The organism is Archangium sp., assembly GCF_036388035.1.
In the GTDB taxonomy this organism is placed as follows: domain Bacteria; phylum Myxococcota; class Myxococcia; order Myxococcales; family Myxococcaceae; genus Archangium.
The window spans coordinates 1-12,290 of the sequence record NZ_DASVSO010000786.1 but is presented as its reverse complement, the minus strand read 5'-3'; the positions used below and the strand labels follow the sequence as shown (position 1 = coordinate 12,290).

12 protein-coding genes and 1 pseudogene are annotated in these 12,290 nt (G+C 69.3%); 3 read left to right on the top strand and 10 right to left on the bottom strand.

What is annotated here, in order from left to right:
• Window positions 1-184: pseudogene (locus VF697_RS32495) on the bottom strand (cytochrome P450); the annotation flags it as partial.
• A gap of 91 nt (window positions 185-275) precedes the next feature.
• Entirely contained in the window at window positions 276-407 is a 132-nt protein-coding gene (locus tag VF697_RS32490) for a cittilin family RiPP precursor (protein ID WP_331101051.1), read from the bottom strand.
• A gap of 135 nt (window positions 408-542) precedes the next feature.
• Here VF697_RS32490 and VF697_RS32485 point away from each other — a divergent pair, with 135 nt between their 5' ends.
• Window positions 543-1,841 (top strand): serine/threonine-protein kinase, encoded by a 1,299-nt coding sequence (locus VF697_RS32485; RefSeq protein ID WP_331101049.1) that lies wholly within the window; start codon window positions 543-545, stop codon window positions 1,839-1,841.
• 39 nt (window positions 1,842-1,880) lie between these two features.
• Here the strand turns inward: VF697_RS32485 and VF697_RS32480 are convergent, their stop codons facing one another.
• From VF697_RS32480 to VF697_RS32470, 3 genes are all read right to left on the bottom strand, one after another.
• On the bottom strand, window positions 1,881-2,378 hold the full coding sequence (locus VF697_RS32480; protein ID WP_331101046.1) for a discoidin domain-containing protein: 498 nt from the start codon (window positions 2,376-2,378) through the stop codon (window positions 1,881-1,883).
• A 386-nt stretch (window positions 2,379-2,764) separates the two neighbouring features.
• A complete protein-coding gene (locus VF697_RS32475) occupies window positions 2,765-3,181 on the bottom strand; it encodes a group 1 truncated hemoglobin (RefSeq protein WP_331101044.1) in 417 nt (138 codons plus the stop codon).
• A 169-nt stretch (window positions 3,182-3,350) separates the two neighbouring features.
• Window positions 3,351-4,787, bottom strand: coding sequence for a GuaB1 family IMP dehydrogenase-related protein (locus VF697_RS32470; protein ID WP_331101043.1), 1,437 nt, complete (start codon window positions 4,785-4,787; stop codon window positions 3,351-3,353).
• A 125-nt stretch (window positions 4,788-4,912) separates the two neighbouring features.
• Between VF697_RS32470 and VF697_RS32465 the strand changes: the two genes are divergently transcribed.
• Together VF697_RS32465 and VF697_RS32460 are read left to right on the top strand one after the other, a co-directional pair.
• Window positions 4,913-5,686, top strand: coding sequence for an ABC transporter ATP-binding protein (locus tag VF697_RS32465; protein ID WP_331101041.1), 774 nt, complete (start codon window positions 4,913-4,915; stop codon window positions 5,684-5,686).
• A complete protein-coding gene (locus VF697_RS32460; RefSeq protein WP_331101039.1) occupies window positions 5,683-7,416 on the top strand; it encodes a putative ABC exporter domain-containing protein in 1,734 nt (577 codons plus the stop codon). Before VF697_RS32465 ends, VF697_RS32460 begins: the two co-directional genes overlap by 4 nt.
• An 18-nt stretch (window positions 7,417-7,434) precedes the next feature.
• Here VF697_RS32460 and VF697_RS32455 read toward each other — a convergent pair whose 3' ends face one another.
• From VF697_RS32455 to VF697_RS32435, 5 genes are all read right to left on the bottom strand, one after another.
• Window positions 7,435-7,734: a hypothetical protein gene (locus VF697_RS32455; RefSeq protein ID WP_331101037.1), complete on the bottom strand. Its 300-nt coding sequence runs from the start codon at window positions 7,732-7,734 to the stop codon at window positions 7,435-7,437.
• 7 nt (window positions 7,735-7,741) lie between these two features.
• On the bottom strand, window positions 7,742-8,905 hold the full coding sequence (locus tag VF697_RS32450) for a fatty acid desaturase family protein (protein WP_331101034.1): 1,164 nt from the start codon (window positions 8,903-8,905) through the stop codon (window positions 7,742-7,744).
• A gap of 160 nt (window positions 8,906-9,065) precedes the next feature.
• Window positions 9,066-9,509 (bottom strand): protease, encoded by a 444-nt coding sequence (locus VF697_RS32445; protein ID WP_331101032.1) that lies wholly within the window; start codon window positions 9,507-9,509, stop codon window positions 9,066-9,068.
• Between the two features lie 255 nt (window positions 9,510-9,764).
• Complete coding sequence (locus VF697_RS32440) at window positions 9,765-10,862, bottom strand: M35 family metallo-endopeptidase (RefSeq protein WP_331101030.1); 1,098 nt, start codon at window positions 10,860-10,862, stop codon at window positions 9,765-9,767.
• Between the two features lie 110 nt (window positions 10,863-10,972).
• Window positions 10,973-12,226, bottom strand: coding sequence for a hypothetical protein (locus VF697_RS32435; RefSeq protein ID WP_331101028.1), 1,254 nt, complete (start codon window positions 12,224-12,226; stop codon window positions 10,973-10,975).
• Window positions 12,227-12,290 lie beyond the last annotated feature (64 nt).

Sequence of the window (12,290 nt, the reverse complement as noted above, 5' to 3'; positions counted from 1 at the left end):
ACACCTTCTCGATGAGGTCCGGGTGGGCGAGCAGGTAGTTGCTCTTCCCCATCCGCACGACGTCGCCGTACTCGCGGGCGCAGCGGGTGAGGAAGCCCAACGGGTCCTCGGAGAACGCCACGAGGTTCCCGGTGAGGAAATCTCCTGGGGGACCGGGGGGCAGGGGCAGGGGCGCGGTCGGCATGCACGGACTCCAGTGCTTCCATGGCCGCTCAGCCGGGCCCGCTCCGCCCGACTGGGCGAGGGAGGAGACCTCCCCCGCCAGCCGGTGACACTCAGTAGTAGCGGTAGGGAACCGACAGCTTGTCGGCCCGAGCAACGCGCAGCATGACGGCCAGGGAGTAGACGATCTTCTTCATGGTGCTTCTCCTTGAGCTGGGGGGATGGGTGCCGCGAACTGCATTCACCGGCCGTTGCCGACCAGTGGCTCTAATAGGTCTCACGATTCTCACGGCGCTTCAAGCCTTGTTTCTAGGAATTCGAGAAATCATTGGAATTTTTCGTTCTCCCGGAAGTCCCGGGGTCCGTGCGGTTCGACTACCATGCGCCGTCACACCATGAGCGATACCGCGCGACCCTCTCGTTCCGGGCCCTCCACGGAGGGCTCGGCCCCCTCCGCCCCCTTCCAGCTCGTCCCTGGAATGCTCCTCGAGGACACCTACCTCCTCGAGGCCGAGCTCGGCCGCGGTGGCATGGGCACGGTCTTCCGCGCTCGCCATACCAAGCTCGACAAGCTCGTGGCGGTGAAGGTGCTCAATCCCCAGCTCTTCGGCACACCGGAGGCGCTGGTCCGCTTCTCGCGCGAGGCCAAGGTGGCCGCCCGGATCAACCACCCGGTCATGACGCACGTCATGGACTACGGGGTGGTGCGGGACCATCCCTTCATCGTCATGGAGTACGTCCCCGGCAAGACGCTGTCCGAGGTGCTGTACGACACGCGTGGGCCGCTGCGATTCGCGCCTGGGTTGCACCCGACCGAGGCCATCGAGGTGATGCGCCAGCTCCTGTCCCTGCTGCGCAACACACACGCGCTGGGCATCGTCCACCGCGACCTCAAGCCCGCGAACATCAAGGTCTTCGCGGACGACTGCCAGCTCTACGTGAAGGTGTTGGACTTCGGCATCGCCAAGGATCTGGACGGTGACGTCACGCAGCTCACCGCCGAGGGCGCCCTGGTGGGTACGCCCGCCTACATGGCGCCCGAGCAGCTCACGGGCCATCCGGTGGATGGGCGCACGGACCTCTATGCCGCCGGCCTCATCTTCCACGAGCTGCTCAGCGGCAAACCCGCCTTCGGGGGAAAGACGATCTCGCGCATCCTCCATGAGCAGGTGAACGAGCCGCCTCCGCTCATCGAGGGCCTGCCGGAGCTCCTCCAGCGCACGCTGGCGACGCTCTTGAGGAAGCGCCCGGAGGAGCGCTTCCAGGACGCGACCGAGGCGGATTTCGCGCTCGCCAGGTGCGAGGAGGCCGTGCGTGGCACAGACGTGGAGGTCACCGGAAGCGGCCACAGGTTCCTGGTCACCCCCAGTTACCGCCCACCAGTCCCCGTCGAGCCTCCCGATCCGACGTTCATCCCGGGGCCACCGTTGCCCGAGGTCCCTTCCCCGACGGTGCCGCCGCCCGAGAAACCATCCCAGACGATCATCGGCCCGGCTCCGACCTCACACCCCTCCGCGGGGAAGATCCTGGCGCGCATCGCGTTGGGCGTCGTGGGGGTGATCCTGCTCCTGTCCCTGGTGGTGGCCGCCATCGGCGGCTCGGCGAAGCAGAGTGGCCAGGAGGAGGAAGGGACAACCCCCTCCCAGGCCTCGGACGACGAGGAGGACACCGCGAGGTAGCCGTCCCGCCTGTGTCCCGTCACCTGTCACACCTCTCCGTCACCAGGTACTGGTGGTGTCGGCCGTCACCGTCATCTCGGAGATGCTCGCCCAGGCATTCTGGGTGTTGCCGTTCACCGTCACTTTCACATAGCGCGCGTTGACCGCGCTGAAGGTGTAGCGCTCGTAGGAGGCCGTGAGGCCCGAGGAGGTGCCGGAGAACACCTGGGTGAAGGTGGTGCCGTCCATGGAGACCAAGAGGGTGAAGCGGCTCGCGCGCGTATCGCCGCGGTACCAGGCGATGTCGACCGCCTTGAGGCTCTTCACCTGCCCCATGTCGCCCGTCAGCCACGAGCCGCTGCCGAGATTCGACCAGCGGGTGGCCAGACTGCCATCGATGGCGTTGGCCGGCACGTTGCCGTCATTGCCACTCGCGGTGGCAGACACCAGGCCGCCGGCCGCCAGCGCCTGGGTGGCCGAGAGAGCCGCCACCACGGGGAACGCCAGAAGACCGCGACGCGGGGACGAACGGGTGGAGCGCAGGATGTGAGACTTCAACGATTGTGTCCTTTGGAAGCGACCGCCCGGAGGGACTGGAAATCACTCCCAGCTATCCAGGCAGTCTCTTGTGTGTTGCCGCTCCCAACATCCCTTCCCGGGAACTGTTTCCCGAGCCCATGTTCCAATCCCGTTTTGAGGTGGGGGCTGACGAGAGCCGGTCGGAGGATGACTCCCTCGTACGGTCGGCCGCAGGGCGCGCCGCCCCCGAGACAAAGCCCCCTGGCCCTCATGCGGGCGCAACGGCTCGTCTCCTTGCTGGAGCACCACCGCCCGAGCACCTGACCCTGAAAACACCAAGGCCGGAAACCCCTGACGAATCAGCGGCTTCCGGCCTCGGTCTTCAATGGCCCCGACGGGAGTCGACTCCGTCGGCGGGGAGGAACTCAGCTCGCCTTGGCGGCGATCGGGTTCTCCACCACGATGTCCGAGCGGGTGCTGCCGACGATGGCGAAGAGCTCCGCCTGCTCGGCCTCCGGAACCTTGTACTCATCCAGCACGCCCTTGAAGATGCCCGCGAACACCACCCACTCCGAGGCGGAGATGTTCAGGTGCTTGTGCGACTCGGCCATCGTCTTGCCGGTGTAGCGCTGGGGACCGCCCGTCACCTGGCACACCATCTCCGTCACCAGGTACTTGAAGCCGGCCTTCGGAACGCGGTGGTGCGCCTCGTCCACCAGCGGGTTCGCGTTCAGCTCGGGGGCGACCATGATGCGGTCGATGAACGTGTCCACGACGGCGGCAATGGCGTAGACGCCCCCCAGCCGCTCATACAGCGACGGCTTCTTCGATTCAGTGCTCATTCCGGCTCCAGGTGGCGGACCCGTGGGGACATCCCCGGGCGCGACCTGGGCCGGAACCTTAGAGCAGGACAGGCGAGCAGACAAAGTCCGCTCCCTTGGCAGCGGGTCTGGCGACCGCTCGGGCAGCTCCGGGGCGCCGCCGCGAGCGCCCGGGAGGGCCCCCGGGTCCTCACCAGCTCGTGCGGACCGGGCGGCCCTCCTCGTAGCCCGCCTGACTCTGCACGCCCACCACGGCGTTGCGGTGGAACTCCTCGAGTGAGCGCGCCCCCGCGTAGGTGCAGGAGCTGCGCACGCCCGCGATGATGTGGTCGATGATGTCCTCCACGCCAGGGCGCTCCGGGTCGAGGTACATGCGCGAGGTGCTGATGCCCTCCTCGAAGAGCTCCTTGCGGGCGCGATCGAACAGGGACTCGCCGCGCGAGCGCGCCTTGACCGCGCGCTGCGACGCCATGCCGAAGTTCTCCTTGTACATGCGGCCATCGCTGGCACGCAGGACGTCCGCCGGGCTCTCGTAGGTGCCCGCGAACCAGGAGCCGACCATCGCGTTGGCCGCGCCGGCCGCGAGCGCGAGCGCCACGTCGCGCGGGTGCCGGATGCCACCATCGGCGCAGATGTGCTTGCCGAGCTTCCGGGCCGCCTCGGCGCAGTCCAGCACCGCGGAGAACTGCGGCCGGCCCACTCCGGTCATCATGCGCGTGGTGCACATGGCGCCGGGCCCCACGCCCACCTTCACCAGATCCGCGCCGGCCGAGATGAGATCCCGCGTCCCCTCACGAGTGACGACGTTGCCCGCCATGACGGGCACGGAGGGAGAGAGGCCGCGGATCATCTCCACCACTTCGAGCATCTTGCGCTGGTGGCCGTGTGCCACGTCGACGACGAGCAGGTCCGTGCCCGCTCGCAGCAGGGCCTCGGCCTTGCTCTTCACGTCTCCGTTGATGCCGACGGCCGCGGCGATCAGCAACTGCCCCTTGGCATCCAGCGCCGGCTTGTAGAGCGTCGAGCGCAGGGCCCCCTTGCGCGTCACCACGCCGATGAGCCGGCGGCCGCGGACCACGGGCGCGCAGGTGAGCCGCTTGCTGGCCAGTCGCTCGAAGATGCTCTCCAGCGGCGTGCCCTCCTCGACAGTGACGAGCTCGGTGGACATCACCCGGTGGAGCTGGGTGAAGCGATCGAACCCCGCGGCATCGTTCTCGGTGAAGATGCCGACGGGCTGCTCGTCCGCGTCGACGACGATGACGGCGTTGTGGGCGCGCTTGTGGATGAGGTTGAGCGCCTCCTGGATCGTATCGGTGGGCCCGAGCGTGATGGGCGTCTCGTAGACGGGGTGGCGCGACTTCACGTAGGCGATGTTGCTCGCGACGATGTCGAGCGGGATGTCCTGGGGCAGCACGGAGATGGCCCCGCGGCGCGCCACCGTCTCGGCCATGCGCTTGCCCGAGACGGCCGTCATGTTGGACACGACGATGGGAATGGTGGTGCGCAGGCCATCGACGGGGGTCAGGTCCACGTCCAGCCGCGAGCCGACCTCCGAGCGGCCCGGCACCATGAAGATGTCGTTGTACGTGAGATCGTAGGGAGGCTTCTGGTCATCGAGGAATCGCATCACACCCTCCAGGGCGGGGCGTACCCTAGCGTTTCAGGGGGCCTCGCGCGCGCCTCGGGGACTCGAAGACGAGACGGAGGCACCTGAGTTGGAATCCACGCCACGGGCCGCGTATTTTGTCCCACATGACGACGACGCCCGTGCTGGAGGTGGAGGGGCTGGAGAAGACCTACGGCGAGGTGCGGGCCGTGCAGGGGCTGACGTTCCAGGTGGCCCCGGGCGAGGTGCTCGGGCTGGTGGGGCCCAACGGGGCGGGGAAGACGTCCACGCTGCGCTGCCTGGCGGGCATCCTGCCTCCCTCGACCGGGCGCGTGGCGGTGGCCGGACATGACTTGTCGATCGCTCCGGTGGAGGCCAAGCAGGCCCTCGCGTTCCTGCCCGACGAGCCGCGCCTCTTCGAGTACCTCACCGTCTGGGAGCACCTGAACTTCGTGGCGCGGCTGTACGGGGTGGCGGACTGGGAGGAGCGGGGGAGGGCGCTGCTGGACGAAATGGAGCTGTCCGGCAAGCAGAAGGCCCTGCCCGGGGAGCTGTCGCGCGGGATGAAGCAGAAGCTGTCCATCGCGTGCGGCTTCCTGCACTCGCCGAGGCTCATCCTCCTGGACGAGCCGCTCACGGGGTTGGATCCCCTGGGCATCCGGAGGATGAAGGCCTCGCTGCGCCAGCGCGCGGAGGCGGGGACGGCGCTGGTGCTCTCCTCGCACCTGCTGCCGCTGGTGGAGGAGCTGTGCCACCGCATCCTCGTCATCGCCGGGGGGCGCGTGGTGGCCCTGGGGACGCTCGCGGACATCCGCGCGCAGCTCAGTGGACCCGAGGGCGCGACCGCCTCCCTGGAGGAGCTCTTCATCCGCATCACCAGCGCGTCGTCCGAGGCCGCACCCGAGCGGGTGGCCCCGTGAACTTCTCTCGTGCGGTGGCGTTCCTCTGGGTGGCGACGGCGCGCAACCGGGCACGGCGCCAGTTCCAGCGCCTGCGCCAGCCGAAGTACCTCTTGGGCGCGGTGGTGGGCGGGATGTACCTGTACGCCGTCTTCCTGCGGCGGCTGAGCTACCGGGGCGAGGTGGGGATGGTTCCACCGATGGCGCAGCTCCTCAGCCAGTCCCTCCTGACGGCCGCGATGCTGGGCACGATCCTCTCCGCCTGGGTGCTGGGGCCGGACCGGCCGGCGCTGTCCTTCACCGAGACGGAGGTGCAGCACCTCTTCCCCGCGCCCGTGTCCCGGCGGGGGCTGCTGCACTACAAGCTGGCGCGCGGCCTCTTCGGCGCGGGGGTGGGGGCCTTCTTCGCCACCCTCTTCATGAGCCGCGTGGTGAGTCCCCAACCCGTCCTCTTCTTCCTCGGCGCCACCGTGACACTCGCCACGGTGAACCTGCACGTGATGGGGGCCTCCTTCGTGCGCACGCGGATCGCCCGGCGCGGCGGGGTGGGCGGGTGGTTGCGCTGGGGAGCCCTCACCGCGGCGGTCGCCCTGTTGATCGCCACGGGGCTGTTCATCCTGCGCGAGCACCCCTTCCGCCTGGAGCAGATGCGGGACGCACGGCAGGTCCAGGAGTGGGTGGCCACGGTGATGGATACGCCGGCGCTGTGGCCGGGAAGGATGCTGGTCGCCCTGCCGCTCGCTCAGGACGGGTGGGCCTTCCTGAAGGCCCTGCCCTTCGCACTCGGCCTGCTCGCCATCCACTATGTGTGGGTGATGAAGACGGCGGTGGCCTTCGAGGAGGCCGCGGTCATCCGGGCCGAGGAGCGGGCCCGCCTCCGCGAGCGGCTCTCCCAGCAGGGCGGTCGACCGGGCCTCATCCGCGCGAGCCGGGTGCTCTTCCGGCTGGCGCCCACGGGGCGTCCGGAGATGGCGCTCGTCTGGAAGAACCTCATCGCCGGGCAACGGGTGGGCGGGGCGGGTCGGCTCCTCGTCGCGGGCCTGCTGGGTGGACTCGTGGCCGCGGTGGCCTCGGGCCAGGGCGCGGCGGATCCTCTGGCCAACGTGCGCACCTTCATGGCGCCGCTGTGCGGAGGGCTCGCGGGGCTCCTCTGCTTCTTCGGGCCATCCGCCGTGCGGGTGGACCTGCGGATGGACCTGCCCCGGTTGGAGCAGCTCCGGGCGATGCCGCTCACCGGGCGGCAGGTGGTGGCGGCGGAAATCGCGGCGCCGGCGCTGCTGCTGGGAGCCGCGCAGGTGGGGCTCCTCCTGGTGGCGATGGTGCTCGCGGCGTGGCAGGGGGGACCGGGCGCCTCGCTGTGGGTGGCGGGGGGCCTGTGCGCGCTCTGCGTGCTGCCGGCGGTGACGCTGTGCGGACTCTTCGTCCAGAACGCGGCGGTGGTGCTCTTCCCGGCGTGGCTGCCCCCGGAGGGCGAGCGGGTACGGGGCCTCGAGGCCCTCGGTCAGCGGCTGCTGACGCTGGCGGGCACGCTGGTGGTGGTGCTGCTGGGGCTGTTGCCCGCGGCGCTCGCGGGCGCCGTGGTGGGCTTCGGCCTGGATCGCTTCCTGGGCCTCGACGTGTGGGCGCTGCCCTTCGCGGGGCTCGTCGCGGCGACGGTGCTCGGGGTGGAGGTGGCGCTGGGCGTGGTGGGCCTGGGACGCGCCTTCGATCGGCTCGACGTGTCGAGCGAGGGGCCCGAGACGACCCGCTGAGCCCGTGGGCCCTCGGGCTCAGTGGGGACCGGCCGGCTCCGTCGGTGGGGCGAGCGTGCGCATGACGACCGTGCGGCAGGCCGCGCACACCACCCCGGCGCGTTCCCAGTGCACCTGCTCCTCCATGGCCTGGGACGACTCCGGGCTCGCCTCGAGCTGCTTCAGCAGCGCGGTGAGCTCATCGGTCCCCGAGCCCGCCCGGGGCGTGTCGAGCACATCCTGCTCGCCCTCGAGGACGAGGGTGAACCGGTAGTACACCTCGCTCGGGGCGATGCCGCGCCCGCATGTGATGCACGTCTTCGGTGGGGGGCCGCTCATGGAGGTCCTAGGACTCCAGGGTGCGCATCGAGGTCCGTCCGACCATGATGTCCACGAGCTTCTTCACGCGCCGGAAGACGCCCTCCTGCACATAGGGCACCCCGTGCTTCTCGCAGATGGCCTTCACCCGGGGCTGCACCTCCCGGTACTTGCTCATGGGCAGGCTGGGCCAGAGGTGGTGCTCGATCTGGTAGTTGAGCCAGCCGTGGAGGAAGTCGACGACGTCGCCGCCGGTGGCGTAGTTCACCGAGCCGATCACCTGGCGCACGGAGAACTCCGCGTGGCCGGCCGCGCGACCCTCGAAGCGGTAGAGATCATCCCCCGCGTGGTTGGGCGCGATCAGGATGAAGCTCTGGAGGTTGGTGAGCAGCTCGGCGAGGACGCTGTTGGCGAACACGCTGAAGACGGCCCACAGGCCGAGCGGCGCGAAGAGGGCCGGGAGCAGCACGAAGCGTAGGGCCGCGTAGGGCAGGACACACGTCCACCAGAAGGCCCGGCCGTCGGCGTGGAGCGGATTGAAGGCCGTCGCGAGCTCGGGAGTCTCACCGGTGTCGGGCACGCCCTCGCGCCGCCGCTCGGCCCGCCGCCACTCCAGGAAGGTGTTGGGCGCGTAGTACGTCAGCTTCCAGGTGAAGGCGAAGAAGGCGACGATCGCGTACTTCACCAGCAGGGGCTTGCTCGAGCGGCGCAGCCACTCGGTGTTGAACTCGACCAGGTCCGGATCCGCCGTCTCGCCGGTGCGGCCGTGGTGGAGCGCGTTGTGCTCGTGGCGCCACGCGTCCGGGTGGATCCAATCCGGCCAGTCGATGAAGCGGCGCCACCCGGTGGCGAAGTGGCGTCCGGTGTAGCGCTCGGGCACGCCGGGCACGCGGTCATAGCCGCGGTGCGTGGCGTGGTGCGCCATCATCGTCCAGCGGGCCGTGTTGCCCTGGGCGATGAGCAGCGCCGAGAGGGGGTTGGGGGCGATCCACGCCGTCGCGTAGCCGAGCACCGAGCACACCCGGCCCCAGCGCTCCATCTTCCGGAAGTGGGAGAAGTCCTCGGGCGTCAGCGAGGCTTCCACCTCGGTGCGGACGGCCTGAAGCTCTCGGGCGAAGGCCTCTGCGTCGAGGGACGGAAAGGTTGCCCGCGTTGGTTCCTCCGCGCGCGAGGCGGCTGCCGTACTACTCATGGATGTACTCGCTCCTGGATGTCCGCGCAGGGTAGTCGAAACGAACGACCCTCGGAGGCGCTGTCTTCCAAAAATCGGAGCGCGCCCGCTCGAACCACGACCGAGGAGGCGGGGCACGGCGAGCGGGGTGTCCGCGCGCCATGCCGCCCCGCGTCAACCCTCAGGGGGAGACGATCGTCGTCTCGACGGCCGGGCACTTCACCGTCATCGGCTGGAAGCGCTCCAGGGGGTGGGGCACCTCCGCCTGATTGGGGGTGACGTCCAGCAGCTCGTTGCGGAAGGCGAGCCGGTAGTGCCCCGGCTGCGTGAAGTCGTAGGCCAGCGACACCTCGACCGAGGCCTCCACGGACTTGCCGGCCGGGACGGAGACATAGGCGTCCGCCTCCGGAGCGCCGCGCTTGAACATCGGCCCCCGGTAGGGGATGTCGGTCCCGTTGCGCGTCACTTGCAGGTAGTTGTTGAACAGGCCCTCGAGCGGCGTGTTCCAATTGAGCACGAACAGGGGCTGAGCCGTGGGGTTGGTGAGCTGGAACCGCAGCTGCACCGGTTCACCCACCTTCAGGCTCGGGGGCACGCTCATCGTGCAGTCCAGCGTCGTCGCCATGGCGGGGGCCTCCTTGGGGGGTGAAGCCTGCTGCGCCGGGGCTTCCTTCTGGGGGGGAACCTGCGGCTCCGCGGTCTCCTTCTTCGAAGCACAGCCCCCACCGCTGACGGCCAGGCACACCAGCGCGATCCTACCGACGGTTCCTCGTGTCACGGATGCTCTCACCTCCAGGCGGCACCCGGGGGGCACACGCCAAAAAGAAAAACGGGAGCGTCGCCGCTCCCGTCTCTCACCGCCGAACCCTAGCCGACCTGCTTACGGCAGGGAGGGGGTGTTCTCGGCGAAGTACTCGTGGCTGTCGGCGTTGTCCAGGGCCTTGGTGGGGTTGGAGCTGGCCAGGCTCTTGGCCGCGCTCTGGCCGTAGGCCCAGTCATCCGTGGCCGCCACGACGTTGAAGTGGCTCATCTCGTGGACCAGCGTGCCGGCCTTGGAGTCGGTGCCCGTGGTGGGGGCGCTCCAGAAGGCGTTGCACACGTAGATCTTGTACGGCGAGGCCGGGTACACGTAGGCGTAGTAGCTGTCATTGCAGCTGCAGTCGACCACGACCGCCGCGTTGGCCAGCGCGTTCTTGATGCTGGTGAAGTGGTTGCGCGCCGTGGTCAGGTTGGTGCTCGAGAAGGCGCCGAACCAGGTGGTGTAGCGCGTGGTGCCCGAGGAGATGCCGTTGAGGTAGGTCGACGCGTTGTTCGCGTACGTCTTGGCACTGCTCATCGCCGAGGTGATCGACGACTGCTCGGTGCTGGTGCAGGCGCCGGAGAACGTCAGGCCGGCGGCCGACACGCTGCCCTGGGCCTGGAGCTCGGGCTGGCCGCTCTCACGGCCCTCGATCCACAGGTTCACCAGGTTGGAGTCGAGCTGCGCGGCCTTGGAGAGGATCGCGGCGTGCTGATCCAGCGAGCGCGCGGCGAAGCGGAGGGTGTAGCTGCCGGACTCGGACAGGTCATAGAAGCCCGAGACAGGCGCCACGCCCGAGATGCTCTCGCCGGGGGCCAGGGTGATGTAGTCCGCGTCGGTCGGCGCCGCGCGCTTGATCTGCGGGCCGATGTACTCCACCGCTTCGCCGTTGCGCGTCACCTCGAACAGGCCTTCCTTGAAGCGCCCGTCCGCGACGTAGAAGTTGAGCAGCCGCACGGGCTGGGCCGAGATGTTGGTGTAGGTGACCTTCACCGCCACGTCCTCGCGGGCGCTCAGGGAGGACTTCTCCACGGACAGGCTCACCTCCACCTCACCGGTGGTGGCCTGCTGCTCCGCGGCGAGCTCCTCGGCCGAATCGGCCGGCGCACCGCAGGCGCCGAGGAGGGACACGCCGACAACTCCGCCGACCAGCCACTTGAAACCGAGGGTCTTGCTCACGTGGGGATTTCCTTCCGGGGGTGGTGCGCTACAGGAACCCGTTTCCGAGTAATTCCGGATATATCACGATAAGCAGGTTAAACCAACTGAGAAGTTTGTTTCGTTTGACTTCAAATCGGCTGGCCAGGGCTCAATCCCCCCAGGAGTCCCGCGACGACCTGCGCGGGGACCCAGGCCTCCCAACCCACCGCGATGACATCGTCGGAGACTCGGAGCTCGCCACTGATGCGGGAGGAGGTGACGAGGATGGCCTTGGGCCACCCCTTGAGATGCGGGGCATACTCCCAGCGGTAGAGCATCGCCTCCTGGTACCCGCGGGCGAGGTAGTCGCGGCGCTCGGAGAGCTTCACCTCGAGGACCGCGGCGCTCCGGAAGTCGCCGTGCTCCGTCACCACCGTCACGTCCGGGCGCAGTCGGCCCGGGTGTCCCAGGTAGTGCCGCACGCCCTGATCGGAAGGGCCCGGGTCCAGCCACGCCTGGTTGTAGAAGACGCGGAGGCGAGCCCCGTCATCCCGCTCGAAGCTCGCGACGTCGTTGCGTCTCCGATGAACGAGGTGGCGCTGGAAGCTCCAACGCCCGCGCTCGGTCCGCTCCAGCCGGGACCAGAGCGCCTGAAGAAGCCGGACGAGCACCGCGATCTCGAAGCGCGTGTGAGCCTCGAGCGGGCTGAGCGCCCCCCGGGCGACCACCCGCGCGATGGCCTCCGGGGAGCGCGAGTCGAGCCCCTCGCGAAGGAGGCCATGCCACGCCAGGGCGGCGCGGTAGGCGGGGTGGCGGGACGCATGGGCAGCCTGCTCGTGGCGAGGACCTACCGGTTCGAGCGGAACCTCGCGGAGCACGGTCGAGGCGAGCAGGTGTCTCAACCGGCCCTCGAACTCCTGCGCCTCCTGGCCCCAGCCGCCAGACGTCCTGAGCACTCCCGCCTGCCGCAGGTCGACCAGGAGATGCAGCAGTCGCTCGGCCACGTGACGCACGAGGACGTTCTCCGGCAGCGCGAAGCTGCGGCGGCGCGTCTGCGTGACGAAGCGTGTGCGCTGGCCCGCCATCCGGTACTGGAGCGTGCGCTGAACGTCCAGCCGTCCCTGGAACCCGCCTTCCCATTCGCGCCGGGACACCTCCGTGTGGGCCGGGAGCGCTCGCACCAGCTCCGGCAGCAGACGGAGCGAGAAGTCGCGCAGCGCCTCGATGTGGGGGGACAGCGTGCTCACCGCGCGCAGGAGCGCCAGTTCATGGGGGCGACCCGTGAGCCGTTCGAGGAAGAGCGAGGCCTCCTCGGGTGTGAGCGCGGTGCGCGCGGACTCCGGCAACAGGTAGCCGGGGAAGTGTTCCCGCAGGAAGGCCTCCCAGGGGGCGGAGGCGCTCATGCGGTCTTGAAGGTGAGGTGCGGGAAGAGCTCCTGGTAGCGCAGGCGCATGCGCTCCACCGCCT